The sequence below is a fragment of the Streptomyces sp. NPDC055962 genome, from assembly GCF_042270185.1.
Taxonomy (GTDB): Bacteria; Actinomycetota; Actinomycetes; order Streptomycetales; family Streptomycetaceae; genus Streptomyces.
The window spans coordinates 432581-459259 of sequence record NZ_JBHJYN010000006.1 but is presented as its reverse complement, the minus strand read 5'-3'; the positions used below and the strand labels follow the sequence as shown (position 1 = coordinate 459259).

The window sequence follows — 26679 nt, the reverse complement described above, 5'->3', positions numbered from 1 at the left end:
CAGGAACACGGCCGCCCAGGGCGGAACGGGGTGGGCGGCGCAGCCGTCGGTGTAGCGGACGCGGTCGTGCAGGGCGAGCGTGGCCACGGCGGTGTGCCACCGTCTCCTTGCATAGACAGTCGACCTGGGCGACCGGCTACTGCAGACTCAACCACCGATGCGAACGCCAACCCCGCAACTACCTCCCCCTTCTCGGCCTCGCCGCAGCACTCTGCTGCTACAGACGACTCGCCCGACTCACCACATAGGACACGGTCGTAGTGATTTCCGCACGCTGGTCTTCCGGCGTTCGTCGACCGGCCACCAGGTGGCGGCATGCTCCTCCCTGGCATTGCTGAACACGAAGACGCCGTCTTCGTCTACTGGGGGAGTACACATGCCGAGACGTCACACATGCCGCGGAGGGATCGTCGCCGTCGTGGGAAGTCTGCTTGCCGTTTTCGCGCTGCCTGCCGGGCAGGCGACGGCCGCTGCGGAGCCGCTCACCGACCCCGCTCGGTTGGTGGCGCTGGCTGCCGGGCTTGGCGACGATCGTACCGCTGGCGTCCACTACGAGGACGGGCGCCCCGTCCTCGCTGTCACCGACCAGGCCGCTGCCGAGACGGTGCGGGTTGCGGGAGGGACGGCGGAGATCGTCGCCCACAGCCAGTCCGAGCTGGACACCGCACAGGCTGACCTGAACACGCTTGCCGGTATCCCCAACACCGCGTGGGGCGTCGACCCGAGCAGCAACAAGATATCCGTCGATATCCACGACGGAGTCTCCGATGCCGACCGGACTCGCATCGAGAAGATCGCCGAGGCGCACGGGGACGCGGTGAGCATCACCAAGCGCCAAGGTGCGCTGGAGAAGTCGGCGTATGAGATGCGGGGCGGCCTCGGTATCACCTCGAGCAACCGGATATGCAGCGCCGCGTTCAACGTCACCGACGACGCCGGGAACCGGTACATGCTCACCGCTGGGCACTGCATGGTCGGTGGGTACTACGACTGGAACCGGCGCACCGGGAACGTTCCGCTGGGCAGGGTGACCCACTGGCAGTCCGAGCCGGGCGACTGGGCCATCGTCGCCCACAGCAACCCCAACGTCATCGCGTACGGGGTCGTCCAGTACCGGGACGGCTCGGAGTCGCAGATCACCAACTCGCGTCCGGCTGTGGACGGCGAGAAGGTCAAGCGCGTCGGCACCATGAGCCAGGACCTCGACGGGATGGTGCTCGAGCCGAGCACGACCGTCAACTGTGACGATGGAAGCACTTACTACAACATGATCAAGACCAGTCTCTGTAACGTCGCTGGGGACAGCGGCGGGGGGATGTTCACCGGGACGACCGCCCTGGGCATCACGTCCGGCGGCAACTACGTCGACCAGCCCTGTGGCAACACCGACGGTCAAAGCGACCGCGTCACCTTCTACCAGCCGGTGTACAAGGCGATCATTCCTTACGACCTCAAGGTCTACTGACCCACTGCCCGCCACGAAACCCGGTCGCCCGCCGCCCCGTCACAGTGGCGATCCGGCACGTCGCCACCACACGCATCCGCCTCCTCACCGCCAGTCAGCCTCCTGGGAGCCACCATGCCTGCCGTCACCGCCCGTGCCACCAGCCTCTTGGCGCCGTTCGTCCTGCTGGGCGCGGGGGTCCTCGCCCTGGCGGGCTGCGGGGAGGAGCGTGCTGACCCTCCCCGCCCCCGGGCCGGTGGCCCGTCTCCGGCTACCGAGCGGGAAGCACGGGCCCACCGGGTCGCTGGCGCCTGGGACGGATCCCGAGCCGCTGAGGAGTGGCGGAAGGGATACCACCCGATGGGAGAAGCGGTGCAACTCCCCCACGGCGGCCTCCGCGACGGAGCCGACACCCGCGCCTACGAGAGGCAGAACTTCGTGCTGCGCGGTGGCCTGCCCGCCCTCCCCCAGCAGGACGGGTACGCCCAGTGGGAGGACGGCCACACGCTCCAGATGCCTCTGACCGGGGCACGGACAGCGTACGAGTCCCTGGCCCGCGGTGGCGGCGCCGGGCCACACCTCACAGTGACCGGTGCGGAACTCGGCGAAATGACCCTGGCCACCAGCCGCGGCCCCGCGACCGTACCGGCGTGGCTGTTCACCCTGGACGGCTACGACGGCCCACTCAAGCAGGCCGCCCTCCTCCCCTCAAAGCTGCCCGAACCACCGGTCGGCCCGGTCGAGCCGATCCCCTCCTCCCGCGTCCTGACCCCGATCGACCGCCTCACCAGGATCGCCGAGGACGGCCGATCCGTCACTGTGGCCGCTGCGCACGGCTCCTGCGACACAGGTCCTGCCGTGGATGCTCTGGAGACGGACGACAGCGTGGTGCTGTCCGCCTACTCCACCGGCCGGAACGACGGCCCCTGTACCGCCGAGCTGGACAAGGAAGGTGTGACCGTGCAGCTGGACCGGCCGCTCGACGAGCGCGTCCTCCTGGACGCCACCACGGGAAGGCCGGTTCCTTACGGTGGGCCGGACGACCCCTCGCCGAGCTGGAGCCGTTGAAAGCCGCGGACGTCCTCCTGCACTGTGTTTTGTCCGGTCGAACCGGCCGCACCGCGCGTGCCAAGGCGGTGCACGTCGTGGAGCTTCCCCAATATGCGAACGCCGACATCGACGCCGAGCTCGTCGAGGAGCGAAGCGAGGCCCGAAAATGGGGGGACTTCCCCAAATGGTTAAGACCGTGTCCTATGTGGTGAGTCGGGCGAGTCGTTTGTAGCAGCAGAATGCTGGGGCGAGGCCGAGAAAGGCCAGGTAGTTGCGGGGTTGGCGTTCGAATCGGTGGTTGAGTCGACGGTAGCCGGTGAGCCAGGTCATGGTGCGTTCGATGACCCATCTGTGGCGGCCCAACCGTTCGCTGGATTCGACTCCCTTGCGGGCGATGCGGACGCCGATGTGCTTGCTCCATAGCCATTTCCTCAGGTGAGGGACGTCGTATGCCTTGTCCGCATGGAGGCGCTGGGGTTTGAAGTAGCCGCCGCGGTGGGGGCCGTGTCTCGTTTGATGACCCGTGATCATGGGCTCAGGGCGAGGCTGCCGTGGGTGTTGGCCGCGGAGAGGCCGACGAGGAGGAGCAGTCCGTTCGCGTCCGACAGGACGTGCATCTTGGAACCCGGCTTGCCTCGGTCCACGGGGCTCGGACCTGTGAGTTCGCCCCATTTTTAGCCTTGACGTGGGCGGAGTCGAGCACGGCCCGGGACAGGTCGAGCAGGCCGGCGTCGTCCAAGCGGTGCAGCATCTCCTCGTGCAGCCGGCCCCAGACACCGGCCCTGGACCAGATCAGGAACCTGCGGTGGGCCGTCGACGCCGCCAACGACACCGCCTGCCGTCTCCTGCGGCTGCCGACGATCCGTGCCGAGTTCCCCGACATCGCCTCCGCAGCGACCAAAGATCAGATGACCTACCGCGGCTTCCTCGCCGAACTGCTGATAGCCGAGTGCGACGATCGCGCACGGCGCCGTTCCGAACGGCGGATCAAAGCAGCCGGCTTCCCCCGCGAGAAGTCCCTGCGGTCCTTCGACTTCGACGCCAACCCCAACATCGACCCGGCCACCATCCACACCCTGGCAAGCTGCGAGTGGATCAAGAAGAGTCAGCCGCTCTGCCTGATCGGCGACTCCGGCACCGGCAAGTCCCACATGCTCATCGCCCTGGGCACCGAGGCCGCGATGAAGGGCTACCGCGTCCGCTACACCCTCGCCACCAAGCTCGTGCACGAGCTGGTCGAGGCGGCCGACGAGAAGCAGCTGAACAAGACCATCGCCCGCTACGGCCGCGTCGACCTTCTCTGCATCGACGAGCTCGGCTACATGGAACTCGACCGCCACGGCGCCGAACTCCTCTTCCAGGTCCTGACCGAACGCGAGGAAAAGAACAGCGTCGCCATCGCCTCCAACGAGCGCTTCGGCGGCTGGACCAAGACCTTCACCGACCCCCGCCTCTGCGCGGCCATCGTCGACCGACTCACCTTCAACGGCACCATCATCGAAACCGGCACCGACTCCTACCGCCTCGCCTCCACCCGAGCCCAAGCGGAGCGAGCAACCGGCTGAGAGACCGCGGAGCTGCGTCATGAGGCGCTGACGGAGTTCCAGCCTCGATCTCCCGCAGCAGTTCCCCGTCATCGTCATAGAGCTCAAGACTGAACCGCAGACCGAACCGGGTCAGCAGCGCAGCCAGATCCTCAAACCGTTGAGGATCGACAACTCCGTTCAGGAGCGTGTCCCCGTCGGTCGGGTCGACCTCGATGCGGCACCAGCGACCTCATACGACTCCCACGACGAACCTGATCTGGAACTCCAGCCGGCCCCGATGAACCGCTCGGCCACCCACGATGCACCCGGGGCTCCTGCCAGGCCGCCATACACGTTGTTGTTGATCTCATGCCAGGCGGGATCGAGCGGCTGGCCCTCATCGGATATGTCCACAGCTGGATTATGGAGCAGACCCCACCACCCGCGAATCGCACACACGATCGACACCAAAACTCATCGATGTTGATCACTGCACACCGGGCCACACGCCTCCCGAACTCCTCGACAGGCGACTCCCCAAGAAGTCGTCATAGCCATGGACGTGTCATTCACCGCCCATGCCGATGGTCGCGTTGCCGGGGTGGGAGAGCGGCTCGCGACTCAGGGTGGGCAGGTGGAAGTGCATGCGGCAGTACGGGGTGTGCCGGCGGAGACCGTCAGCTTCCACATGGATGGAGGAAAGGTCCACCGAGCCCCCCTCCCCGATGACGGGCCGGGAATCGAACGTTCTCCATCTGAGCGCCAGGCTCTTGATAGCGCCGCGATCGCGCTCGGAACCGTCTGCGACGATGGCGGGCATGGATGTGCGGAGCAGGAACCATGTGAGGGTGACCGGGCGGGCCGGTGGACCGGTGGTCGTGCTGGCGCACGGTTTCGGGTGCGATCAGAACATGTGGCGTCTGGTGGTGCCGATTCTGGAGCGTGACTTCACCGTCGTCCTCTTCGACCACGTGGGCGCGGGCAGCTCGCAGCTGTCGGCCTGGAGCCGCGCGCGGTATTCCTCGCTGGACGGGTACGTGAGCGACGTGTTGGAGGTCTGCCGGGACCTGGGGCTGGGCCCGCTCACGTTCGTGGGTCATTCGGTGAGCGCCATGATGGGCGTGCTGGCCGCCGTCCGTGAGCCCGAGGCATTCGCCGGCCTGGTGCTGCTCGCCCCCTCGCCGTGTTTCGTCGACGACCCGGCCGCCGGCTACCGGGGTGGGTTCAGCGCCGCCGACATCGATGAGCTGCTGGAGTCCCTGGACGCGAACTACCTGGGCTGGTCCGGGGCCATGGCGCCGGTGATCATGGGCAACCCCGAGCGGCCGGAGCTGGGCCAGGAGCTGACGAGCAGCTTCTGCCGTACGGACCCGGAAATCGCGCGGGTCTTCGCCCGGGTGACATTCCTGTCCGACAACCGCGCCGACCTCGCCGGTGTGCGGGTGCCGACCCTGGTCGCCCAGTGCTCCCACGACGCGATCGCCCCGCCGGAGGTGGGAGCTTTCGTCCACGCACAGATCCCGGGCAGCCGGCTGGTCACGCTGAACGCGACCGGGCACTGCCCGCAGCTCGCCGCACCGCAGGAGACCGCCGCGGTGATCGCCGCGTTCGCGGGGACCGCCCGGTGATGTCCACGGCCGACGACACCGAGGACGGCAAGGACCCCCTCCAGGGTCCGGCGGACCAGGACGCCCGGTTCTCCGAGCTGCTGGAGGACAGCGCGGAGGACCTCTACGAACACGCCCCCTGCGGTTACCTGTCCACGCTGCTGGACGGCCGGATCGCGAAGATCAACACCACGCTGCTGGACTGGCTCGGCTACGAGCGCGGCGACCTGGTGGGCCGCAAGAACTTCTCCGAGCTGCTGACCGTGGGCGGCCGGCTCTACCACGAGACGCACTTCGCGCCGCTGCTGCGGATGCAGGGCGAGATCAGCGGCATCGCCCTGGAGCTGAAGACCGCGAACGGCTCCCGCCTGCCCGTCATGGTCACCTCGACCGTGAAGACCGGCAGCGACGGCGAACCGCTGCTGATCCGCACCACGATCTTCGACGCCCGCAACCGCCGCGCCTACGAGACCGAGCTGCTGCGCGCCCGCCAGGAAGCCGACCGCGAACGCAACCGCCTCAAGCTCCTCAACACCACCCTCCAGAAGACCCTGCTGCCGCCGGTGATGGAAAACGTGCCGGGCCTGGACGTCGCCGCCTATTACCACATCGCCTCCGTAGACGAGGTCGGCGGCGACTTCTACGACCTCTTCCCCCTCGCCGCGGGCACCTGGGGCATGTTCCTCGGCGACGTATGCGGCAAGGGCGCCGCCGCAGCGGCCGTCACCTCCCTGGCCCGCTACACCCTGCGCGCCGCCGCCGTCTACGACCCCGCCCCGGCCGCCGTCCTCGGCAACCTCAACACCGTCCTGAACCACGAGTACAACGGCACCGACCCCCGCTTCTGCACCGTCGTCTTCGGCCTGCTCACCCCCGACACCCAGCGGGGCGGCTTCCGGATCACGCTGGCCAGCGGCGGACACCCCCCGGCCCTGCTGATGCGCGCCGACGGCACCGCCGACTACCTGCCCACCCCCGGAGGGCAGCTCATCGGTGTCCTGCCCGACGCCCACATCTCCACCACCACCGTCCGCCTCGCCCCCGGCGACACCCTGCTCCTGCACACTGACGGCCTCACCGAAGCCCACACCGTCGCCGGCGGCGACGACGGCCGCTACGGCGACGACGCCCTCCTCGACTTCGGCCGCGCCCTGGCCCCCACCACCGCATGCGGTGCCATCGGCGCGGTCCGCGACCTGCTGGACACCTTCGGCACCGGAGTGGACGACGACACCGCCGTCCTGGCCGTCCACGTGCCCCGAAACCCCAGTGAAGAGCAGCAGTGACCAAGCACCTGACCCTCCACACCCGCACCACCACCGCCGGTCCCGTCATCGAATTCGCCGGAGAACTCGACCACCACACCGCACCCGAAGTCCGCGACGCCCTCCCCGGGCTCAACCTGCGACCCGGCCAGCAGCTCGTCCTGGACCTGACGGAAATCACCTTCTGCGACTCCAGCGGCATCAGCGTCCTGATCGCCGCCCGCAACCACGCCCTGGCCTGCGACGCGTCCATCGCCCTGGCCGGGGTCCCCGAACGCGTCGCCCGGATCTTCCGCATCGTCGGCCTGGACCACGTCTTCCCCACTCACCGCACCGCCCAGGCCGCCGAAGACGCCTGGCGAATCGCCTCCGAATGAACGGCCGTGCCGTCCGGCGGAGCGTGCCGGAACAAGGACGCGTGCTCGGCAGGTTACTCGTAGGTGGTGGCGGGGGACATCCGCTGTTGGTTTCGGTCGCACCAGTACGGATAATCACTGTGGTCAATATGTGAATGGTCAGTGAAGGAGTGGGCGGCGTGGGTGGTGGAGTGGATTTTGTCGGCGGGCTGCGGGCCGACGGTCTGCCCGCGGCGTTGTCGGATCCTGTGCGGCTGGCGGCTGTGGCTGCGACGGGGCTGCTGGATACCGGGCCGGAGGAGGTCTTCGAGGATCTCGCGTCTCTGGCGGCTCGGATGACCGGATCGGGGCGGGCGTTCGTGACGCTGGTCGATGGGGAACGCTCTTTCTGGAAGTCGTGTGTCGGTGTAGAGGCCCCGGGGCTCGCGCAGCGGCAGAACCCCGTTCGGGAGAGCTTCTGCTTCTTTTTGGTGGGGCTGGCCGGGGATGCTTTCATCGTGAACGACGCCGCCGCTGACCCACGCACTCGCGACCACCCCTCGGTCGGGCCGATGAACATCGGGGCATGGGCGGGCTATCCGCTGATGAGCCCCGACGGGCAGGTGCTGGGCAGTTTCTGCGTCATCGATGACGTCCCGCGTACCTGGTCGCAGACCGATCTGACCACGCTCGCCACGCTCGCCCGGTCCGTCTCCGCGGAAGTCCATCTGCGTCAGAGCCTGGCCGCCGCGCAGAAGGCGCAACAGGTCTCGGCCGACCTCGCCCACTCCCTGCAGCAGGGTCTGCTGCCTCCGGCGCTGAGGCCGGTGCCCGGCCTGGACGCGGCCGCCTCCTATCTGCCCGCCTCAGCCATCGGACCCAGCGACGTGGAAGTCGGCGGCGACTTCTACGACCTCTTCCACACCACCGGCGACGCCTACGGGGCGGTGCTGGGTGACGTGTGCGGCAAGGGCGTGGAAGCGGCGAAAGTCACCGCGATGGCCCGCTACACGGTGCGCGCCGACGCCGGGCTGAGCGCAACCCCCGCGCGGCTGCTGGCCCGGCTGAACAGCGCGATGTTCGCCCAGAACTCGCCACGCTTCCTGACCGCGGTCTACACCACCTTCCACGCCACTCCCGCCGGCCTGTCCGGGCGAATCGCCCTGGCCGGGCACCCGCCGGCCCTCGTACGCCGGGCGGACGGAACGGTTCACGAGCTCGGCCAGGCCGGAACGCTCCTGGGCGTCATGGAGCAGATCCACCTCACCGACGTCGACTACCAGCTGTTTCCCGGGGACCTGCTGCTGCTCTACAGCGACGGTGCGTGCGAGGCGCGGCCCCGTCCCGGGATGACAGCTGGGCAGAAGGGCCCTGGTGTGTTCGGAGAGAAGGAGCTCGTCGCCGCTCTTGCCGCCACCCACCCGCTCGACGCCACGGCCACCATCGAACATCTCACCGCGGTCCTGGCCGCCCATCACGGTGGCTGGGCAAGTGACGACACCGCACTGCTCGCCCTGCGCGTCCCCCCGGCCGCCTGACCGGGTCGGTCCCTATGTCCGCGTCTGTCATGCTGGCCAGATGGACGCTCCGGGCGACGACATAGAGGACGGCCTGAGCGTGCTCGGCGTGACGTTCCACGGTCCCGACGCCTACGTACTGACCCTGCGCGGAATCACCGGCCCCGGCGACAGCGGCGTCCTCGAGGAAGCCTTCGCCCGGGCCACCGTTGCCGCCCGGCCTCTGATCGTGGACCTCGGAGCTCTCGAGTTCGGCGACGAATCACTCCTCGGCCTCCTCCTGCACGCCCGCCTGAGCCACCGGACCGTCCTCGTCGGTCCGCTCAGCGCCTCCTTCAGCCACCGGCTCGCCGTCACCGGCACCACGACCGTCTTCACGATCCATCCCACACTCACCCAGGCCCTGGCCGGCATCACAGCGCTCCCCGGCACGGACACCTGACCCGCCAACAGACGGAGCTCACCCTCCACACCTCGTGCCTCCCGCGAAGCAGCGCGATGAACACGCCCGGCCCATGACTCACGCCAACCGGACGGGCCGTCAGCATTCTTGTCGCAGCGGCAGGCGTGGGGCACATCATCCAGGGAAGTAGCGGAAGTACGTGCGCGGATCTCCGCTGCGTCCAGGCGCAGTGGAAGGACCCTCATGGCGACAGCACTCACGACCTCCGGCGCAAGAAGAACCGCGGTACCGGCAGCACTTCCGCAGATCGCCGACCCGTCGAAGATCTCCCCGAAGGATGCCCGTGCGCTGGGCAAGCTGTTCTTCGAACAGCTGCAGGTCCTCGAAGAGGGCACCCACGAGCACCAGTACGCGCGCAACACCCTCATCGAGATGAACCTGTCCCTGGTGCAGTACGCCGCGCGACGCTTCCGCAACCGTGGCAACGGCCAGATGGAGGACATCATCCAGGTCGGGACCATCGGCCTGATCAAGGCGATCGACCGCTTCGAACTCTCCCGCGAGGTCGAGTTCACCACCTTCGCGATCCCCTACATCGTCGGCGAGATCAAACGCTTCTTCCGCGACACCACCTGGGCCGTCCACGTCCCCCGGCGCCTCCAGGAGCTGCGCGTCACCCTGGCCAAAACCAAGGAAGACCTCTCCCGGATCCTGGACCGAGACCCCACCGTCGCCGAGCTCGCCACCCACCTGGACATCAGCGAGGAAGAGGTCATCGACGGCCTCGTCGCCGCCAACGGATACACCGCCGGCTCGATCGACCTGCCCATCAGCTCCGAGAACAACGACGCCGGCGCCACCTACGCCGACATCACCGGCGGACTCGACCCCGGCATGGAACTCGTGGAGAACATCCACGCCCTGGCACCCCTGCTGGCAGACCTCGAAGACCGCGACCGGGAAATCGTCCAGATGCGCTTCGGCCAGGAAATGACCCAGTCCCAGATCGGCGAGCACCTCGGCCTCTCCCAGATGCACGTCTCCCGCCTCCTCACCCGCATCCTCGCCAAGCTCCGCCACGGCATGCTCAACCAGAACTGAGCAAGCAGGGGTTCCACGCGGCGGCAGTCGCCTGAGGATAGGCCGGGCTGCGCTGGGACGGGCTTCTTTTCAGTGTGGCGCCAGAAGGAGGTCCTCGTAGCTGTGATGGTGGCGGCTGGTGATGCGATAGTGCAGGAGGTCGGCCGCGCGGGCGGGGTTGCCGGAGTCGTTGAGGGCTCGGGCGAGGGTGTCCTGGATGATCTCCCGCTCCACGCGTACGCCGCCGATCCGTTCGGCTTTCTCGCCCAGCGCGGCCAGTGTGTCGGCCGCTGCGCGGGGGTTGCCTTTGGTGATGTGGGCCAGCGCCTGGACCACGGGGGCCAGGATCTCGCGGTAGTCGGGTCGTGGGTCGGCGGCCGCCCGGGCGGCCAGCTGTTCCAGGTCTTCGGTCGCGGCTTCGACGGCCAGGGCTAGGGCCAGGTTGAAGGTGTGGAAGACCTCCGCCATCCCGCCGGGCGCGGCGAGGAGTTCTCGAATGTGGTCCGGGTCGCTGCGGCCGGCCGGCTCCTGGCCGACGAGCGTCAGGCGCCAGTTCGTTGCCGCCCGCATGCCCACGTCCTCATGCCGCAGCGCCGTATCGGCCCGGCGTCGGGCATCGGCGAAGTCTCCGCAGGCGATGGACTGCAGGGCGGCGTGCCAGTTCAGATGTCCGAGCTGCACAGCTTGGGGATCCTGCGCCATCCACTCGTCCAGTATCCGGGTGGATGCCGGGCCCGCGCCGAGTTCTTGCTCGGCATGGGCGAGGGCGTGCACGGCCACTCCTGAGCGGGCGTTGAGGGACAGGGCGTGCTCGGCGAGCCGGTGCGCTTCGCGCACCCGGCCCTGCTCCGCCCTCACCGCCGCGAGGCAGCTCGTCCACGCCCAGCTGTCCGGTCCGGCAAGCGTGGCCTGCTGTTCCACCAGGACGTCTCCGCACGTGCGGTAGGCGGCGTCTCCGCCGGCGGGGAAGGCGTCAAGCATCAGCGTCGCGACCTCGTCGGCCGGCCAGCGCTCGAAGTGCGCCACGAGGTGATCTGCGGTCAGCCGGTACTGACGGTGGGTGTGCAGGAAGATTCCGTACACCAGACTCGCTTCCCGCTCACCGATGGCCTGCGCGTCCCGGTGAGCGGTGAGCAGCTGCTGCTTGAGGACCGTGTCGCTCATCCGCTCGGACGTCGCGAGCGTCAGCAGGCCCCGAGCCAGACCACATCCAGGTTCCTCGGCCACCCACCTCCGCAGCAGCGGCAGCGTCTTCCCGCTCAAGGCCAGAAACTCTGCCACCGCCCGCTCACCGACCGGCACATCAGCCGCCACGGCACCCCTCGCCCTCACTGCCTCGGCCCCTGTGCGCGGTGCATCAGTACGCGGCCCTGAAAATCGCGGTGCAGATGATGCCGCTGTTTCCGCAGTGGTTGCGGGCCAGGTTGAGGGGCAGACCTGCGTGGTTGCCGCTGCCCAGGCCGCTCCCGGCGACTGTGGCTCCCTCGGCCCGTGCGTCGGTGTGGTTCATGCACGTGTTGCCGAACGTCGCGTTCCCGATGCCGATCACGTTCGCCTCAGCAGTGCCGGCGGGGAGCAGAGCCGCCCCGGCGACCGCTCCCAGCACCATGGCCCGCGCGCCGGTGTTCCGTGTTTCCCTGTTCATCGTCCACTCCTGTATCGGGGCCGGGCCCTGCCTGGCCTGGCATATGCGCCTGCTTCTTGATCAACGACCGGACGCGGCCCTCGACACGACCGTGTCAACCCTGCGCACGGCTCCGTTCGAGGGCCGCTCGGGTCAAGCGTTCGTGGAAGAGACCCCGGCTGTCTGGTGGCGCAGGGTGAGGTGGCCGGCGGCGACGGATCCGGCGACGTCTGTTGCGGTGGGAATGGAAGGCTTCTTCGAGGAGGGTGAAGGCGGAGACACCGGCCAGCGTGCCGACCGTGGCGCTGATGTTGTGCACCGTTTCGTCGGGTGCGCCGAGGCCGGTGGCGACCTCGGCAAGCATGCGCGGGTTGGACTCGTGCAGGCACAGCCGGTGCAGGTCGGCGAAGGTGGTGCCCCGGCCCAGGGCGTTGAGTCCGCGGTGTGCGGCGCGGGGAACTTGGTGCGGTAGGTGGCGCCGACCCCACGTGCCCGGATCATCATGTGCGGGGTGTCCTGCTCCGGCGGCATCGTCACCCGCCAATCCTCGGTGACCGGCTCGATCGCCCAGTCCTCCACCACCCAGTCACCCCCCTTCGGGTCGGGGTGGCCGATGACCATCGCGCCGGCTCCTTCGCCGAAGATCGCCGGGAACAGCCACTGGTCGAGGTCCTCGCGCTCGCCGCGGTGCACGCCGCGCGATCCGGAGCGATCCGGCGCCTTCACTCGACGGCCTCGACATCGGCAATCGCAAGCTCGTGATCGACGGCCGGGTCCGGCCTCTGGACGCGCTGACACTGCACGTCGCCGAGCGAGTGGCTGGACCACCGACGCTGCCGCTGGCCCGACACTGCTAACCCGCCTTTGCTGATCAACAAGTTCACCACCTTGGGCATCGGTCCGATCAGCGCGGTCTCCTTGACCACACCGCTTCGCGGCCAGGCCACCACCATCAGTTCCGCGTCGACCGGCGGTTCGAAGAAGTCCTCGTCCATGGCCCCGACCCCCTCCACCTCGCCGAAGTCTTCGGACTCGACGCGAAGACCACGATTCGCTACACGGACTCCGCGCGGACGCTGTTGGAACAGGCCGCTGAACAGCAGCTTCGATGAAACCCGCTCGACCGGACACCCGATGAAGGCAATCATGAGCGAGTGACCTCGACCGAAGCAGCAGCAACCGCTCTAGAAGACCATGCTGCCCTCTGGGGCATGGGCGAGATCCGCGCAACCGACGTCGTCACCGCTGCCTGTGATGCACTCGTTTCCGGTCTCGACAGTCCTGCCCTGCGGATCTTGGCCGCGTGCACACGCGCGGAAGCGGATTACGACGTTCCCGACCTCCTTCCGCCGGCACTCGACGAATTGGGCCTCACCTTCCACCCAGCGGGCAGCGTTGCCGGACAGGAAGCCGCCACGCGAGCACTTGCCGCCCGGATGCTGGCCGGCAAACTGACACCACGCGAGCTGGCGTTCCAGATCCATCAGCGATTTGGGCATGAGCTGCCTCTGGCCGAGCAACTCGCCAACTTGGATGACGACTACGACGTCCTCGAATACGGCGACAGAACACAGGCACAGGTCGACGCCGAGGTCACGGCCGAAGCTCTTCGCCTTGCACAGCACCCTCGTGTTCCAACCGAACCCACGGACACGGGACCGGCATTACCTCGTCAGAGCGACTCTCACCCCAAGGGCAAGTCTTCCGAAATCCCACCTGGATCAAATTGGGCACCTACTTGCCCCTTCGATTCGTCGTCAGCTGGGGGCACAGGCGTGCCACCTTGATGCGCTTGGCGCAGGCGAACGGGTCCCAGCACTGTGGCTGGTTGTCCCAGATTGCGGGAACACCGAGAACGGGCTGTCCACACCACTGGCAGATCGAGTTTCGCGACTGGTCGGTCATCCCGGATCGCTCCTCTGTCAGTCATTCCTGGCGCCACGGGTCCTTCATTCTCGGCCACCAGCGCTGTTACGGCTACGTGCTCTCTGGCTACCTCACGCAGTACAAGGTCACAGACGGGACCGTGCCCGCGTCGGGGCGACGCGGGCAGAGGCACACGTCGACCAACTCGGACAAGACCATCACGGTGACCGTGGCCGCACTGCCAATGATCCCGCAAGGTGCGGTCGGCCTCCTGGTTCAGCCCCTCGCCCTCCTCACCCAGACCGTGGAGGCGTGGCGTGCGGTCGGGCACACGCCCTCGCTGTCGGTGTGGAGCCTCGGCGCCGATCTGCTATTGGACGCGCTCGATGTGCGGTGCACGTCCGACCCCGCCCAACTCGCCATGCAGCCGGTACAGAGGCCGGCCCGATGCTGGTCTTCGCGCCGTACGCGAACCCGCCCACGCAGTGCCTCGGCGGACAACCACGAACAGCGCTCGAGAGGGTGAGCCAGCCTCTACATCTCGTCGTCGGCTGGGTGTTGACGAGTGCCGGAAACGGACTGTTACCTCTCCCGCATCACCGGCCCTGGCTCAACTCTGTGGTCAGCAGACGCGCTGGGCTGTCGCTGATGACTCACGTGAGGTCAGACCATGGCTGTGTCCCCGAACCTGGTGCCCGCATCGGTCACCGCCGTCAGCGGTCTCGCGACCGCTTTGGCCGGCTGCCCTTGGTGGGGCGTGGTGATCGATCTGGTCCTGACTTCGGACTACGAGTTGGCCGTGCCGGCGTACGCGATGGTGAGAACTGTCATAGTCGATGTGTCGTGGCCGAGGAGGATCACCGCGGTTACGTGACCTTGGGCGACGGTGCGAATGATGCCGTCGTCCTGCCCGTAGGGCTCCGAGTACGCGAGGGGATCCTGCTGGGCGTCGACCAGGGCGAGCGCGAGGTCCCGCCGGGCGAGCTCGGGGAGCTGCTTGTACGTGTCAAAGACGTCGGTGGGGAAGTTGAGCCGGTAGGTCACGCCACTCCCCGGCCGCGGTCGTCCCGGTTGCCCCGGCGCGGCTCGGCGTCCCTGAGCACGTCGGCGGTGACATCCCTGGTCTCCAGGTCGTCAGGAAGAACACCGCGCACCTTCATGTGGGCGCGGGCGGCCTCGATGAGCGGCCGGGCCGACTCAAGCTGCTCGGCGGCAAAGGCCCAGCCGTCGAGGACGGCGGGCAGGTCCTCGATCGGGGTGAGGTTGACGTCCTGGAGCAGCTGCTGGCGTGACGCGGAGTGGGGCAGCGCGACGTGCAGCCGGTCCACGGTCCAGTCCTCGTGCGCCATATGCCCCTCCTGCAGTTGTGCCCGGACAGCCAGAGTAGCGCCAAGGGCAGCGGCGCGGTCGCAGCCACAGAAAACACACGGCGCGGTAGCTACTCCACCGCATCCAGGGAAAGCACAACCGCACAAGCAGGGACACAGCGCACGACACAACGCGGGACACGCGAGAGGGAGGGGCTCGGCAGCAAGACCGGACGAGCCGGGACAGGGAATCCCTCGAAACCTGGTTTCGGCAAAGGGCGTTGAGAATCAGCCCCCTCAGCGGGCATCATGAGCCCACTTTCCGCTCGGTCGATTCCCCGTGAGGGCGCCATGCACAGTACGGATCCGGCGGCAGCGCCCTCCACTGCTACGAGCAACACGCCCGCCGGGATTGCATCGTCTTCCGGGCCCATACCAGCCCCGCAGAGCGCGGGCGTCCCCCCAGCCACCTCACCCGTGCCGGACCAGACGGCTCCTGCCTCCACAGCCGCAACGCCGGACTCGAGTCCGGCCGGGCCACGTCGGCGCGAGCTGGTCGGCGAGGCTCTCGTGCCGGGCATACTCGAGAGCCCGCCGGGACAGAGACGACGGAAGGTCTTGTGGACTCTGGCGAGCGGTGCCGTCGTTGGTCTTCTCGCGTGGCTCGTCCCAGCCGCTCTGGACTACCTCGCAACCGAGCCGACGACACGCCACTCAAAACAGGTAGAGGAGACCCTCGACCGTGAGGGGCCGGCTTTCACAGCGTCCACGCGCGTGGACCCGGACCCGCTCTACATGGCTTATGTACTGGATCGCCCGCTAACCCGTTCCGAGGTCGCCACCTTCCTGGATCCCGGCCGCGATGGCCCCAACTTCGAGGCTGTGGAAGAACTGGCCGCGACCCACGATGGCCACGGTCTTGAGGACCCGGGCTGGGACAAAGCCGACGGATACTCATCCTCGTGGCTCATCGATCTCTTCAGCGACAAAGCTCAGGCAGTAATGGTATCGCGTGGTGGGCCCTGATAAAGCATCAGCACGAAAGCGTCGCGGTCGCCGGGGTGGGACTCTGGCTGTTGTTGTGCGCATGCCGGATGAACCGATAGCACTGACCAACTGTTGTGCCCGGGCTGGAGACAAGGATGGAGATGGCCAGTGTGTCTCCTGTGCGCACCACGCTTTTGACGTCGTAGGACTGCAGGTTTCCGGTGGGGTCGAGGCTGTGCTGCACTGCGGCTCGCGTCAGGTTCTGGGCGGGCATGCTTGAGAGGTGTGTCTGGGTAAGCCGCACCAGGGCGCTGATGTCTGTGCCCGGATGGCATGCTTCGTCGTTCTTCTCGGCGACCCGTGGTGTCCAGGCCGTGCCGGGGTGGCGGGTGTAGGTGAAGACGAGACAGCGTGACACCTTGACGGGCCCTCCTCCGGGAAGAAGTGACTTTTCGTCGTATATGGCGGATTCTGCGGTTGTGGCGGTGAACTTGCGGCGGGATTCGTCGTAGGTGATTATGGGAGCTTGGGTGTGCTGCCATATCACGGCGGTAAGTGTCCCGGCGTCGGTTTCGGTAGACACGTCGAGGGCGTGTGCTGTGTCGTCTGAAATGTCCCGGGCGCGTTGCATGACGGACGCGAGTGCCGTCTCCCTACGGTCATTGTTGATGTTTCCGTTGTTCCAGGCGGCATACCACAGCCAGGAGACGGCGACGCTGAGGATCATGATCAGCGTGAGCAAGGTGGTCAGACAGCCGGTGGTCACGAGGCGGCTCGCCCGCCTCATGACCACCGCGCTGCCGGGCTTGTTGGCTTCCACTAGCTGCCTTTGTACCCCATGTCGGTCAGGGCCTTGCTCATGACTTGGGCGTAGCCCGTGGTGCCAGCGTTTTTCGGGTGGAACGACTCAAGGCTGGCACAGATGTTCTCACCGGGCCACGGTAGGCAGGGAACCTGGTTGGCGGGATCTCCGTCGTGCCAGTCGCCGTCCCCGTTCGGGCCTGCGACTATGCGGTTGATCCACTCGTTGCTGTCGCAGATTCCGTGACCTTGGAATGTGGAAATCGGATCGGCGAACGCCACCTTGAGCCCCGCGCTGCGAAGCTCTGTGGCCTTGGCCTTCTGCTGGTCGCGGACGTAGTCGGCCAGAGAGTTTAGGGCGCCGAAGTTCGCGGTCACGCAGGGGCTGCTGCTGACCAGGCGGGGATAGCCCATGAGCACAATCTGTGCGTTCGGCGCGACACTTGTGATCTGGCGGATGAGGAGACCGGTGTCGGTGACTGATTGGTCGACCTTGCCGGTGTAGTCAGCAGGGTCGCACACTCCGATGATGTAACAGTTGGTGACGGCGTTGGTGAAATTGCCTCCGTCATTTCCGCCGATGGTAAGCATGACCAGTGTGGTGTCCGGACTGAGGACACCGGAGTCGATCTGGCTCTTCTCGCGGTAGTTGCCGATCAGTCCCCAAGGCGTGGGGTCCCCTGTGCTCAGCTGCCAGGTACGGGCGCCGGAGCAGCTGACGTCGAGGAAGTCGGCGGTGGCGCTTCTGTTGTCCGATAGCTCGCCGAGGCTGGTGCTCTGGCCGGGCAGCAGGACCTTGCGCGGCCAGGAGTTGTCGCTGCGTCGGCAGGCGTTCCAACCATTTTCCCCGTGGTCTTTATCGGACTCGGGTGAGTAGGCTCCGGCACCCTCGCCGGAGGTGTAGGAGTCGCCCATGGCGACGACCATATGCTTGGGTTTGCTGGCGAGCGGCTGGAAGGCGACGGCGTCCCAGGCGACGTCTTCGTCTGCGGTGCCGTCGGCGGTGGCGTTCGTCAGCTCCACCTGTGGCGTGCCGGTGAAACGGTAGATGCCGAGTTCCACCCAGGTGTTGGTGCTGAAGTGAGTGTTGATGTAGCGGTGGCGGTCGCCGCCGGCGACTCCCTTGATCACATAGTGGGCCTGCTGGGTGTGTGCTCCTGTGTCCGGCTGGTGGGCGAAGACGCGGGTCCACTCAACATTGCGGTTGAGGGTCCAGGTGCCGTCGATGGTCATCCGGCCACCAGCACCGCCGAGGTGTGCGGTGTCGCGTGTGTGCGTGTACCAGAAGTGGCCGCCGTGTCCACCGCCGATTTGGTGCAGGTCTCCCTTGGCTTCGTACTGGCCCAGGCCCGGTCCGGTCGCTGCCGGGTTGGGGTGGAATGTGAACTGGAAGTCGCCGGCGTCCGTGCCGGATGATCCGCAGTCGCTGTAGGTCGCGATGTTGTCGGGAACAGACTCCACGACCAGTGCCCCGGCGGGGGCAGCGGTGCAGTCCGGTGTCCCGTATTGAAGTCTGGTGCCGCGGCCTGGTTCCTCGCGGAGCGTGACGTACTTGATGTTCTCGTTGCCGCAGTCGAGGGAGCAGCTTGACTTCCATGTGACGTTGGCACCGCGCCACCAGTACGTTTCGTAGCATTTCGCGTCGGGGCAGTCCGGTGGGTTGGCGGCGTTGCAGTTGTTGGTGGCGTTGCAGAATGCGTTCAGCGGCGGCTTGATGAGGTCGCGCTGGGCAGCGGTGTTCCACCAGGCGGGGCGGAAGCCGACGCTGGCGTACCCGGACTCGCCGGGCCAGTCTTGGCGCCCTGAGGTGGCGTAGGAGTATCCGGTGTCCATGGACCAGGCGGTCCAGCCCATGACTTTTTCCTGGTAGGGCCAGTTCTGGGGCTTTGCGGCGTCACGCGGATCGGTCATGAACGGGTGTCGCGAGGGCGGGTAGATCGGGTTCGCGGGGTTGTTGTACCAGCCAAGGCCCCACGGCTTGCCGTCACCCTTGTTCTCATTGAAGCCGAGATTGTAGTTCCATAGTGCGGCAAACCAGTTCTCTGGCTTTGATGGGTCGTCGTTGTTGACGGTGATGGTCTGCCCGGTGGTGTGCAGTTGGTTCCACTTGTCAGCGAGGATGTACATGGACGCCGCGATATTGACCGCGTAGTCCAGGGCGACGGCCTTCTGCTTTGTCGGAGAGAGGGAGGTCTCGCCTTCCTTCTCGTAGCCTGCCAGGCGCATGCCGTCGGTGACCTGTCCGACTCCGTAACCGCAGTCGGACTCGTTCCAGTGGATTCTCCAGTAGGCGTCGGAGGTATCCCCCTCGTGTCCATAGAAGCCGGCGATCGCCGCGAGAGGGTTGCCCATCTGGCCGGGGACGGCGCCACTTTCGGCCTGCCACAGGTTCGATTCCTGGGCGAGCACGCCCAGGAGTACCTGGGCGGGGATACGCCCGCCGCCCTTGAGGGTGGGGGGCGGGAACAGTCCTTGGGGGTCGACGGTGCCCAGGCCTGTCTGGGCGCGCCAGCCGCCCTGCGTGATCCACTTGGCGCGCAGTTCGCCGCGGATCGCCATGTCGACGGCCCATTCGACCTGGTTTGATGTGGGCTGCAGCGCCAGTGCCGTGACGTCGTTGCGGGGGATGGAGCACCACCGGTCGGTGTCCACCGGGTTGTGCGCCCGTGCGTCTGCTGCCAGTGCGGCTCGCCCGTTGTTGCTGGACGCCTTTTCGGATCCGCTGACTGTGGGCAGGGCGGGTGAGAAGGTGTTCTTGCCTGTGCTGCTGGTCGTATCGGTGACTGCCTGGGTGATCTTCTCGCCGGTGGCGGTTGCGACACTGGTGATGGTGAGCGGGGCGTCACCGCTTCTCGTAGGGTCCTCGGTGGTACGAGCCGGGGACGAAGGTTCTTCCGTGGTGAAGCCCTTGCCTGCGTTACCGATGCGTACCAGGCCTGCACGTACGCCGGGCATGAGAATGGGATCGACGGCCAGTCTGCCGTGGCTTGAGACTTGCGTATCTGCCGGGACGTTCAGGCGGGTCACCCCTGTACCCGCAAGGTTCGCGTTTGTGGTGTCCCCGGTGAGGTATGCCTGTCCGCCAGTGCCTTGTTTCAGGGCCAGGTCTCCGAGCTTCCCTGACGCGAGCAGCGACGGTGTGCTCCCGTTCTTCCACAGCTTGGCGTGTGCCGTGTCGTTGCTGCGGTCGAGGAACGCGATTCCCTTGCTGGTGGGGCGGAGATCGAAAGGCACCCCGTTCGCTGCAGCCAGCTTCTTGAGCTTGCTGCTCTTCGGGTTCACGCGTACCAGGCGGTGGCCATGTGCGGCGATGAGACCATCCGCGGTCGGGACGGCCGAGGTCACCTGACCGGTGACGGAGGTGTCAGTGGTGGTCTTGCCGCTGGTGTCGACTGTGAGGAGCCGGGTCTTGCTCTCGCGGAACGCGGTGAAGGCGGCCGTGCGTGTTTCGGGGTTGCAGGACGGGTCGAAGTAGGCCAGCGAGCCGGTGAAGGAGAGCTTCCTCACCTGGCCTGACTTCAGGTCGACGACTGCGGTGAAGGCACCACCTTGCATCAGGTCTGGCTTGTTCGTGAACGTCCGTGGCGCATAGACGACCGCAGCGTGATCACGGTCCATGACACAAGAGTTGCCGATCCACGAGTCGGCTGGCATGCCTGGCTCCGCCAGCGTGGCAACGGTCCGCCACTGGTAGGCGGCTTTGCTGTCTGCCACGAGGACTTTGAGTCCGCCGTCGTCTGCCGCTGTGGTCACGGCCCGGTCCAACGAGGTGCCCCAGTTCTTGCCAAGCGTTTCGCCGGGGTTTGGCACACGCGCCGGCAGGTCAGACAACGGGCTGCTGCGCGGCTTCGGTGCAGGATCCGGGCTGGGAGTGCTGGCGTCGGCGAACGCCGGTGCAGCGTGTATGAGTCCGGTCAGGACCGCGGTGGCCGCAAAGCCCGCGATCCCGGCACGATCTAATCTATAAACTCTCAACTACCTACTCCAACCAGTGCGTTGCAGGGCGGAAAGGGGTGCACCGACGTAGCCCGGGCATGCCCGCGCCGGCCGAATTCTGGTGATGAAGCGCTCGCAGGGAAAAATTCCACGGGATGGCAAGGGGGTTCGAGCCGGTAGGAGGCGATTTTGCGGACATATATTCTGTCCACCCGCTCAGTGCAGCGCATGCCGGAAAGGCGGGGAACGCCGCCTACCATTATCTTGACGACATTAGAGACGCTGGCTCGTCAAATTTCCCGTATGTATGTGATGCCCGGGTATCGTTCCGTGTTCGACCAGTCTTGGAGAACCTGTCAGGTCCTCCAAGACTGATGCGTGTTCAGCCAGTCTCGGTACTCAGGAAACGCAGAAAGCTGATCACAAAATCTTTATGTAATCAGCCTTGTCGTTGAACGTTCCACCTGTCGGGTAGGCTGCGGAACTGAAGTTGTAGCAGTACGGGCTGCCGAGGATCATGTATGGGTCCGGCAGGGCGGTCCGGGCATCATATACCTCTACGCCTCCCGCGTTGCGGTTCGAGCATCCGGAACTGGCCTTATCCCGGAAGTCCCAGTCCGACAGCTGCTTAGTTCCCTTGGCCGACCACTGGAGTCTGCGGCCGCCTCCATTGGAGTTTTCCCAGAGGCAGACATAGCCCACAGCGCAGCTGCTGAAAGCTGTGGGGCCGTAAATAACCTTGGAACGTATTCGGGAGGCTTGCGCAGGGTCGATGGCGGGAAGTTCGGCGTCCGCCGCAGCGGTACTGTCGTAGCAGTAGATTTCCTCGCTGGGAATTTCAGTACAGGCTTGCGCGCCCTCCCAGCCGTTAGCAAGGTTGATCTCCTTGCCCCTGTAGACGGCAATGACGGGTGCACTCTCTTCGAGCTGCTCGTACAATTCCGCTTCAGCTTCAGGGGTCAGAATTCCGATCTCGGGCGTCGTTTCAAATGCCGACGCCGGCGCCGGTGCTGGTGCAGCAACCGCGGCGGATGTGCTGATTAGGGCGGCGCAGGCTGCTGCGGACAGAGCGACCACAGAACGGGCAATACGTATGAACTCTCCTTATTACTGACTGCTGGCAGCGATCAGCGCTCAGTACACAGGAGCTTCACATCAGCAGCCTCTCTTGCGTGCAAACGAGTCGAGGATTGGCAAAAAAGGCCATCCTCGGCCCAGTAGTGATCATTGATGGTATGTCCAACCCTCTTCGGGGCACCTACTCAGGACATTTCTTGAATGGCTGATTAACAGCCGTGTCAGATGCGGAGAGGCAAAGACAAGGATGGATCGCCTGGACGGGAATGCCAGAGGCGCTACGGTCGCTGCTGGCTTCCGTCCGGCCGCAAGACAGCAGAGCCGGCATCGATGATGACGCCTCAGCTGTGATCACCTACATGCTGTTCACCCTTGCGTCGACGGCTCGTGTGTCCCCCGCGTCAGAGCATCGAAGTCGTCGACCGTGTACCGGTGCCGTGCTGCCTCGTCCCGTGCCCAAGGTTCGGAGACCGACTGCAAGAGCAGGTCGCACAGCTCCCGGATGAGCGAGATCGGGTCGACCTACCCAATGCAATCTTCATCAACTCCACGTACCAGGGGCTGAAAAGAAGCGGGACAGTCTCATCGCGAGCCCTCGTGGGCCAAGACAAGCCCGGCTTCGAGGTATACGTCGTCTCCGACGCGAACGCACACTTACCCTGCGCCTCGGCATCTCCGCAGCCGGCGGCACAACAGTCCCTGACCCTGTGCTGGCTCATACCCCGTGATAGCGAACCGGACCGGCCCCAGGGCCCGCCGTCCTCACGCCGACCAGGTGTAGGACCTTCCTCATTTGCCGGTTTTCCATTGATGAAGAGCAAGGGTCAGAGCTGGAGCAGTCTCGCCGGTCAGGTGCTCGAGCTGCCGCTCTGCTCGGAGGCGCGCATGGGCGCTTGACCAGGCTTGTCAGTGATGCCGCTGGCTGTTACTGCAGTTGAGGTCACGGCGGTGCCGGCCTTACCCCAAGCGTTGTCTTCGAGAAGTACTGTGCGCTCGCCAAGGAAGCGTGTGTTCTCCTTGTCGAAGATCCACTCACTCCGCTCGCCGTCGTGCACGCGAGCAACTGCCACGCCACGACGCCCAGCAGCGTCCACCGCGGTCGGAACCGCGATCACGCCGGGAATGTGAGCAGCAGCGCGGTAGAGAGCTGCACTCACCTCCGGCGGAGCTACCGAAGCCCGGAGCAAATCACCGATCATGACAAAGGCTTCCTGGTCCGGCCCGGTGGTGGAGTCCGAACCCTCTCCGTGATTCAGTTCCGCTTCGCGGTAGATCACCTTGAGCAACTCTGTCGGATCGGTGGGGAGCTTTTCCAGGAACCGATAGGTGGGCAGGCCAAAGCTTCCCTGACCCGGGGCGTCCAGGAGGGTTTCGGTGGCACCGTCCTGGCGTTGCACGGTGCGGCTGCTGCCGTCTACAGACGTCCACTGTTCATATTTTTCGCTCTGTTGTGACCGCTCTGTCTCGCCGTCCTGATTCTCGGAGAGCGCGGTGATGTGCCCGGTCACCTTGACGTACATGAATTGCGTGTTCTGTGGAGACATGGGCGGATTCGTGGTAACGGTCAGAGCTGCCTGCTCCAAGAGCTGGACGGAAGCCGTCGATGCCGACGCAGCCTTCGGGGCAGGTGACGTGCCGAGATTGGGCAGCACGACTGCGGTGATTGCAGCGAACGCCACTGCTGCAGAAAGGACGGTAATGGTGATGCGCCGCCGCATGCGCGGTCGTTCTGGCGCCTCTGCGCTCTGGCGGTCGATCTCCATGAGCAGGTTCTCCTTGTGCAGGTTGAAGGCTGTAGGTGTCGGCTGCGGATAGGGGGGTGCTGGAAATTCTGCTTCCGCCTCATCCCGCTCCGTCTCCTCGGACAGCGAACGCTTCGTCATGCTTTCCTCCGGTGTGCAGAGACCTCGAGTGCTGTGTTCTTCACGCTGTGTCCGCCTACGCGCTCAGATTGCGGAGTAGAGACGGCTGACCCCAGCTCCGTTTCCACCATCTGCCGCAATTTGACCCGGGCTCTCGAAAGCCGGGATCGGACCGTCCCGGTGGGTACCCCAAGGGCCTCAGCGGCCGCTGGATAACTCAGCCCCGACCACACGACCAACGTGAAGACCTCGCGCTCGCTTCGCTTGAGACGGAGAAGCGCCCTCGAAACCGCTTCCAGACGTTGGGAGTCAGCAAGCTGTCCGACCACTGCGTCTGAAAAGTCCGGGTGAACGACCTTGGTCTCCAGGCGGGCCATAGCCTTGCGGTGCCGGCGTGCCGCTCTGGCAGAGTTGCGAAGCACGTTCGTGGCAATGCCCAGCAGCCAGGGCCGGACGCTGACCACCTCGTCGCGGAGCTTGTGCCGCAGCCGCCAGGCTTCGAGGAAGGTCAGAGACATGACGTCCTCTGCTGCAGCCCAGTCGCCTGTACTTCGGGCGGCGTAAGCGTGCACCACACGCGCATGTTGATCAAAGATCTCGGCGAACGCCTCGCGCTCACCAGATCGAACCCGCTCGTTCAGTGACTTCACACCCAGTAGTGTCCGCACACCTCAGCCGGTTCCACATCGGCAGCAAGAAATTTTGTGCGCGCGGGAGACGACGTGCCGATCAAGCAGCGACTCTGACCGATCGGGAAGATGACCATGTGTACAGCGGGGCTCTGGTCCTGGCGGTAGCTGTACGCGCTGCGGCCCAGCACCCAACGCGGTGCTCGATTGCTCCTCTGTATCAATGCCGTAAGCGTCCAGCGCTGGGCCACCTCCGATCCGGCCACCGGCGAGGTCCTGCGTGTCTGGCATGTCGCCGTCACCCGCGCCCGCCGCCTGGCCGCCATCGCCGTGCCCGGCGAAGAGGCCGAGGAGCTGGCGCACCTACTGGAAGAACGTGGGGTGCCAATCCGTGTCGTCTGACCTCGGACCACCGACACATGCACTCGGCCATGCGACAGCGCACAGTCCAGGGCTGGACTACGTTAGGGACCGCTCTATCCATGGGCAGGACTGCGTCACGGGCCGTGGTCCTGGCTGAGTAGACGGATGGCCGTGCCGCAGACCCCGACGCGTCCGCTGGCTCAACCGCTACAACACCCGACGCCGTCACTCCCGCCTCGGACAACGCAACCCCGTCGCCTACAAGCAGCACTCGACACAACATCAACTACCCTGGCACAAGCCGCATAGCCCGTGTCCAAGATTCCGGGTCAAGGCCCAAGGACGAGCCGGAGCCATAGCCCCGCCCGCGGTAGTAGCCTGCGGGCATCGTTCACGGTCGAACGCTGGGGATAGCTACTGAACTTGATTGGGTGATGTCGGAGCCGTTCGCCTGACGGCGGCTGGTCCGCTCCGGTAGCCCTGGACCGTGAGATACGCGCAGGGTGGCGGGTTGACCGACGCCGGAAGGGCGGCGAGGGAGCGGGTCCGGCTGCAGGCCGTGGAACGCTTCGAGGACGGGCAGAAGAACAGGGAGATCGCTGCCGCGCTGCGGGTCAGCGAGCGGTCCGTGGAGCGGTGGCGCCGCCAGTTGCGCGAGCGCGGCGAAGCGGGGGTCCTGTCGAAGGGGTCGCCTGGGCGGCCGAGGCTCAGCGAAGCACAGATCACGAGGCTGGAACGGGAGCTGGAACGCGGGCCGCTGGCCCACGGCTGGGCCGACCAGCGGTGGACGCTGGCCCGGATCAAGACGTTGATCGGCCGCCTGTTCCACGTGAGCTACACAGTGGAGGGCACCTGGCTGCTGCTGAAGCGGCACGGCTGGTCCTGGCAGCAGCCCGCCCGGCGGGCGATCGAACGTGACGACGCGGCAGCCGAGGTGTGGAAGAAGGAGACCTGGCCGCGGGTAAGAGCACTGCGGCGGCGTGTGACGGCTGGATCGTCTTCGAGGACGAAGCTGGGCAGTCGATGACGCCGCCGCGCGCGAGAAGCTGGGGACGCAAGGGCTCAACGCCGGTGGTGCGGGTCCGAGGCCGGGGCTCGGGCCGGGTATCCATGGCCGGGTTGACCTGCTACAAGCCGGGGAAGCGGTCCCGGATGTTCTACTCGGTCCGCGAGTACCGGGGCCGCAAGGGCGAGCCGAAGGGCATCGGGTGGCGCGACCTGTGCGACCTGCTGGTCAGAGCGCACATCCAGCTCGGCGGCCCGATCGTGCTGGTCTGGGACAACCTGCGCATGCACCTGGTCGAACCGATGCGCCAGTTCATCGCCGACCACGCGGACTGGCTCACCGTCTTCCAACTTCCGAGTTATTCACCGGACTTGAACCCGCAAGAGGGCATCTGGTCGCTGGTCAAGCGCGACATCGGCAACCTCGCCGCAGCCGACCTCGGCCAGATCACCCGGGCCGTCAAGCGCAGGCTGAAGCAGATCCAGTACCGCCCGGACCTGGTAGACGGCTGCCTGGTCGGCACCGGCCTGATCACGGACGGTTGACCGGCATCACGAATTCAAGTTCACCAACGCCGGTTGGCGTCCCTGCTCACGGCCTGAGCCGGTCCTGTTGCACATCAAAACAGACCAGCCCCATGGACTCCGCGACGGCCGCTGCGTACGCCGACGCCTCCTCGGCCATGCTCCACCGCATGGGGAAGTAGACCAGCGGACCACTGGCCTCGCCGATCAACGGACCGGTCGACCAGGGCGAGGTGTCCTCCTCGTCCTCGGTGATGTCACACCACCGCTCAAGCAATGCGGCCACGTAAGCCGCAATCCGTTCGGAGGGGGGATCTTCCACCTCGCTGTCGATGTAGTGGTCGTACAGGTCGCCGAAGACCCGACCGGCAGTCTTGTCATCCGCCGGCCTCTCGCCCTCCCAGACAGCCAAGTCCTAACTCATGCCCCGCAGGCTCCCACACCGCACTGACACCCACCTAGCCGGTGAA

At 66.3% G+C, this 26679-nt stretch carries 27 protein-coding genes and 2 pseudogenes; 15 read left to right on the top strand and 14 right to left on the bottom strand.

Translation table 11 applies throughout. The features are described 5' to 3' along the window. Positions 1–125: 125 nt before the first annotated feature. From ACFC51_RS20665 to ACFC51_RS20655, 3 genes and pseudogenes are all read left to right on the top strand, one after another. Positions 126–248, top strand: a pseudogene (locus tag ACFC51_RS20665) (IS5/IS1182 family transposase); the annotation flags it as partial. Between the two features lie 170 nt (positions 249–418). Continuing rightward, positions 419–1465 carry a S1 family peptidase gene (locus ACFC51_RS20660; protein WP_376530058.1) on the top strand — a complete coding sequence of 349 codons (1047 nt, stop codon included), beginning with the start codon at positions 419–421 and terminating at the stop codon, positions 1463–1465. A 339-nt stretch (positions 1466–1804) separates the two neighbouring features. Then, positions 1805–2512, top strand: a complete 708-nt coding sequence (locus ACFC51_RS20655; protein WP_376376631.1) for a hypothetical protein — start codon at positions 1805–1807, stop codon at positions 2510–2512. A gap of 183 nt (positions 2513–2695) precedes the next feature. On the opposite strand, the pseudogene ACFC51_RS20650 reads toward ACFC51_RS20655, so the two are convergent. Then, positions 2696–3320 (bottom strand): annotated as a pseudogene (locus ACFC51_RS20650) (IS5 family transposase); the annotation flags it as partial. Here ACFC51_RS20650 and istB point away from each other — a divergent pair. Beyond that, positions 3277–4059, top strand: coding sequence for an IS21-like element helper ATPase IstB (gene istB / locus ACFC51_RS20645; RefSeq protein WP_376530086.1), 783 nt, complete (start codon positions 3277–3279; stop codon positions 4057–4059). The pseudogene ACFC51_RS20650 and the gene istB overlap by 44 nt on opposite strands. 526 nt (positions 4060–4585) lie before the next feature. On the opposite strand, the gene ACFC51_RS20640 is transcribed toward istB, so the two are convergent. Further along, the gene (locus tag ACFC51_RS20640; protein WP_376376633.1) at positions 4586–4729 is read right to left on the bottom strand and encodes a hypothetical protein; all 144 of its coding nucleotides are present in this window, start codon (positions 4727–4729) and stop codon (positions 4586–4588) included. A gap of 109 nt (positions 4730–4838) precedes the next feature. Between ACFC51_RS20640 and ACFC51_RS20635 the strand changes: the two genes are divergently transcribed. The 6 genes from ACFC51_RS20635 (at position 4839) to ACFC51_RS20610 (ending at position 10248) form a co-directional block, all read left to right on the top strand. Beyond that, complete coding sequence (locus ACFC51_RS20635; RefSeq protein WP_376376635.1) at positions 4839–5648, top strand: alpha/beta fold hydrolase; 810 nt, start codon at positions 4839–4841, stop codon at positions 5646–5648. Continuing rightward, complete coding sequence (locus tag ACFC51_RS20630; protein ID WP_376530056.1) at positions 5648–6913, top strand: PP2C family protein-serine/threonine phosphatase; 1266 nt, start codon at positions 5648–5650, stop codon at positions 6911–6913. The genes ACFC51_RS20635 and ACFC51_RS20630 overlap by 1 nt, the downstream gene beginning before the upstream one ends. Then, positions 6910–7269, top strand: coding sequence for an STAS domain-containing protein (locus ACFC51_RS20625; RefSeq protein WP_376530054.1), 360 nt, complete (start codon positions 6910–6912; stop codon positions 7267–7269). The genes ACFC51_RS20630 and ACFC51_RS20625 overlap by 4 nt, the downstream gene beginning before the upstream one ends. Before the next feature lie 158 nt (positions 7270–7427). Then, on the top strand, positions 7428–8765 hold the full coding sequence (locus tag ACFC51_RS20620) for a PP2C family protein-serine/threonine phosphatase (protein WP_376530052.1): 1338 nt from the start codon (positions 7428–7430) through the stop codon (positions 8763–8765). Between the two features lie 40 nt (positions 8766–8805). Continuing rightward, positions 8806–9186 (top strand): anti-sigma factor antagonist, encoded by a 381-nt coding sequence (locus tag ACFC51_RS20615; RefSeq protein WP_376530050.1) that lies wholly within the window; start codon positions 8806–8808, stop codon positions 9184–9186. A 204-nt stretch (positions 9187–9390) separates the two neighbouring features. Beyond that, positions 9391–10248 (top strand): RNA polymerase sigma factor SigF, encoded by an 858-nt coding sequence (locus tag ACFC51_RS20610; RefSeq protein WP_376530049.1) that lies wholly within the window; start codon positions 9391–9393, stop codon positions 10246–10248. 69 nt (positions 10249–10317) lie between these two features. Here ACFC51_RS20610 and ACFC51_RS20605 read toward each other — a convergent pair whose 3' ends face one another. The 4 genes from ACFC51_RS20605 to ACFC51_RS20590 all read right to left on the bottom strand — a co-directional run bounded on the left by ACFC51_RS20605 (position 10318) and on the right by ACFC51_RS20590 (position 12999). Next, positions 10318–11490, bottom strand: a complete 1173-nt coding sequence (locus tag ACFC51_RS20605) for a hypothetical protein (RefSeq protein ID WP_376530047.1) — start codon at positions 11488–11490, stop codon at positions 10318–10320. A 94-nt stretch (positions 11491–11584) separates the two neighbouring features. Continuing rightward, positions 11585–11872, bottom strand: a complete 288-nt coding sequence (locus ACFC51_RS20600) for a chaplin family protein (RefSeq protein WP_376530045.1) — start codon at positions 11870–11872, stop codon at positions 11585–11587. Positions 11873–11966: 94 nt separating this feature from the next. Beyond that, positions 11967–12395, bottom strand: a complete 429-nt coding sequence (locus ACFC51_RS20595) for a 3-oxoacyl-[acyl-carrier-protein] synthase III C-terminal domain-containing protein (protein WP_376530043.1) — start codon at positions 12393–12395, stop codon at positions 11967–11969. A 178-nt stretch (positions 12396–12573) separates the two neighbouring features. Next, positions 12574–12999: a hypothetical protein gene (locus ACFC51_RS20590; RefSeq protein WP_376530041.1), complete on the bottom strand. Its 426-nt coding sequence runs from the start codon at positions 12997–12999 to the stop codon at positions 12574–12576. 6 nt (positions 13000–13005) lie between these two features. On the opposite strand from ACFC51_RS20590, the gene ACFC51_RS20585 reads away from it, so the two are divergent. Beyond that, a complete protein-coding gene (locus tag ACFC51_RS20585; protein ID WP_376530039.1) occupies positions 13006–13638 on the top strand; it encodes a hypothetical protein in 633 nt (210 codons plus the stop codon). An 865-nt stretch (positions 13639–14503) separates the two neighbouring features. Here the strand turns inward: ACFC51_RS20585 and ACFC51_RS20580 are convergent. Together ACFC51_RS20580 and ACFC51_RS20575 are read right to left on the bottom strand one after the other, a co-directional pair. Then, on the bottom strand, positions 14504–14761 hold the full coding sequence (locus tag ACFC51_RS20580) for a hypothetical protein (protein WP_376530037.1): 258 nt from the start codon (positions 14759–14761) through the stop codon (positions 14504–14506). Beyond that, positions 14758–15066 (bottom strand): hypothetical protein, encoded by a 309-nt coding sequence (locus ACFC51_RS20575; protein WP_376530035.1) that lies wholly within the window; start codon positions 15064–15066, stop codon positions 14758–14760. Before ACFC51_RS20575 ends, ACFC51_RS20580 begins: the two co-directional genes overlap by 4 nt. Before the next feature lie 435 nt (positions 15067–15501). Between ACFC51_RS20575 and ACFC51_RS20570 the strand changes: the two genes are divergently transcribed. Next, complete coding sequence (locus ACFC51_RS20570; protein WP_376530033.1) at positions 15502–16050, top strand: hypothetical protein; 549 nt, start codon at positions 15502–15504, stop codon at positions 16048–16050. A 7-nt stretch (positions 16051–16057) separates the two neighbouring features. Here the strand turns inward: ACFC51_RS20570 and ACFC51_RS20565 are convergent, their stop codons facing one another. From ACFC51_RS20565 to ACFC51_RS20545, 5 genes are all read right to left on the bottom strand, one after another. Beyond that, positions 16058–16831 carry a hypothetical protein gene (locus ACFC51_RS20565; RefSeq protein WP_376530031.1) on the bottom strand — a complete coding sequence of 258 codons (774 nt, stop codon included), beginning with the start codon at positions 16829–16831 and terminating at the stop codon, positions 16058–16060. Then, a complete protein-coding gene (locus ACFC51_RS20560; RefSeq protein ID WP_376530029.1) occupies positions 16831–20565 on the bottom strand; it encodes a hypothetical protein in 3735 nt (1244 codons plus the stop codon). Before ACFC51_RS20560 ends, ACFC51_RS20565 begins: the two co-directional genes overlap by 1 nt. A 603-nt stretch (positions 20566–21168) precedes the next feature. Continuing rightward, the gene (locus ACFC51_RS20555; RefSeq protein ID WP_376530027.1) at positions 21169–21825 is read right to left on the bottom strand and encodes a peptidase inhibitor family I36 protein; all 657 of its coding nucleotides are present in this window, start codon (positions 21823–21825) and stop codon (positions 21169–21171) included. A gap of 848 nt (positions 21826–22673) precedes the next feature. After that, positions 22674–23708, bottom strand: coding sequence for a CU044_5270 family protein (locus tag ACFC51_RS20550; protein WP_376530025.1), 1035 nt, complete (start codon positions 23706–23708; stop codon positions 22674–22676). After that, a complete protein-coding gene (locus tag ACFC51_RS20545) occupies positions 23705–24343 on the bottom strand; it encodes an RNA polymerase sigma factor (protein ID WP_376530084.1) in 639 nt (212 codons plus the stop codon). The genes ACFC51_RS20550 and ACFC51_RS20545 overlap by 4 nt, the downstream gene beginning before the upstream one ends. 180 nt (positions 24344–24523) lie before the next feature. On the opposite strand from ACFC51_RS20545, the gene ACFC51_RS20540 reads away from it, so the two are divergent. The 3 genes from ACFC51_RS20540 (at position 24524) to ACFC51_RS20530 (ending at position 26230) form a co-directional block, all read left to right on the top strand. Then, positions 24524–24718, top strand: a complete 195-nt coding sequence (locus ACFC51_RS20540) for a hypothetical protein (RefSeq protein WP_376530023.1) — start codon at positions 24524–24526, stop codon at positions 24716–24718. A 448-nt stretch (positions 24719–25166) separates the two neighbouring features. Continuing rightward, positions 25167–25706, top strand: a complete 540-nt coding sequence (locus ACFC51_RS20535; protein ID WP_376376660.1) for a winged helix-turn-helix domain-containing protein — start codon at positions 25167–25169, stop codon at positions 25704–25706. Further along, on the top strand, positions 25703–26230 hold the full coding sequence (locus ACFC51_RS20530) for a transposase (RefSeq protein ID WP_244203635.1): 528 nt from the start codon (positions 25703–25705) through the stop codon (positions 26228–26230). Before ACFC51_RS20535 ends, ACFC51_RS20530 begins: the two co-directional genes overlap by 4 nt. A 46-nt stretch (positions 26231–26276) precedes the next feature. On the opposite strand, the gene ACFC51_RS20525 is transcribed toward ACFC51_RS20530, so the two are convergent. Then, a complete protein-coding gene (locus ACFC51_RS20525; RefSeq protein ID WP_376376662.1) occupies positions 26277–26621 on the bottom strand; it encodes a hypothetical protein in 345 nt (114 codons plus the stop codon). Between the last annotated feature and the right edge of the window lie 58 nt (positions 26622–26679).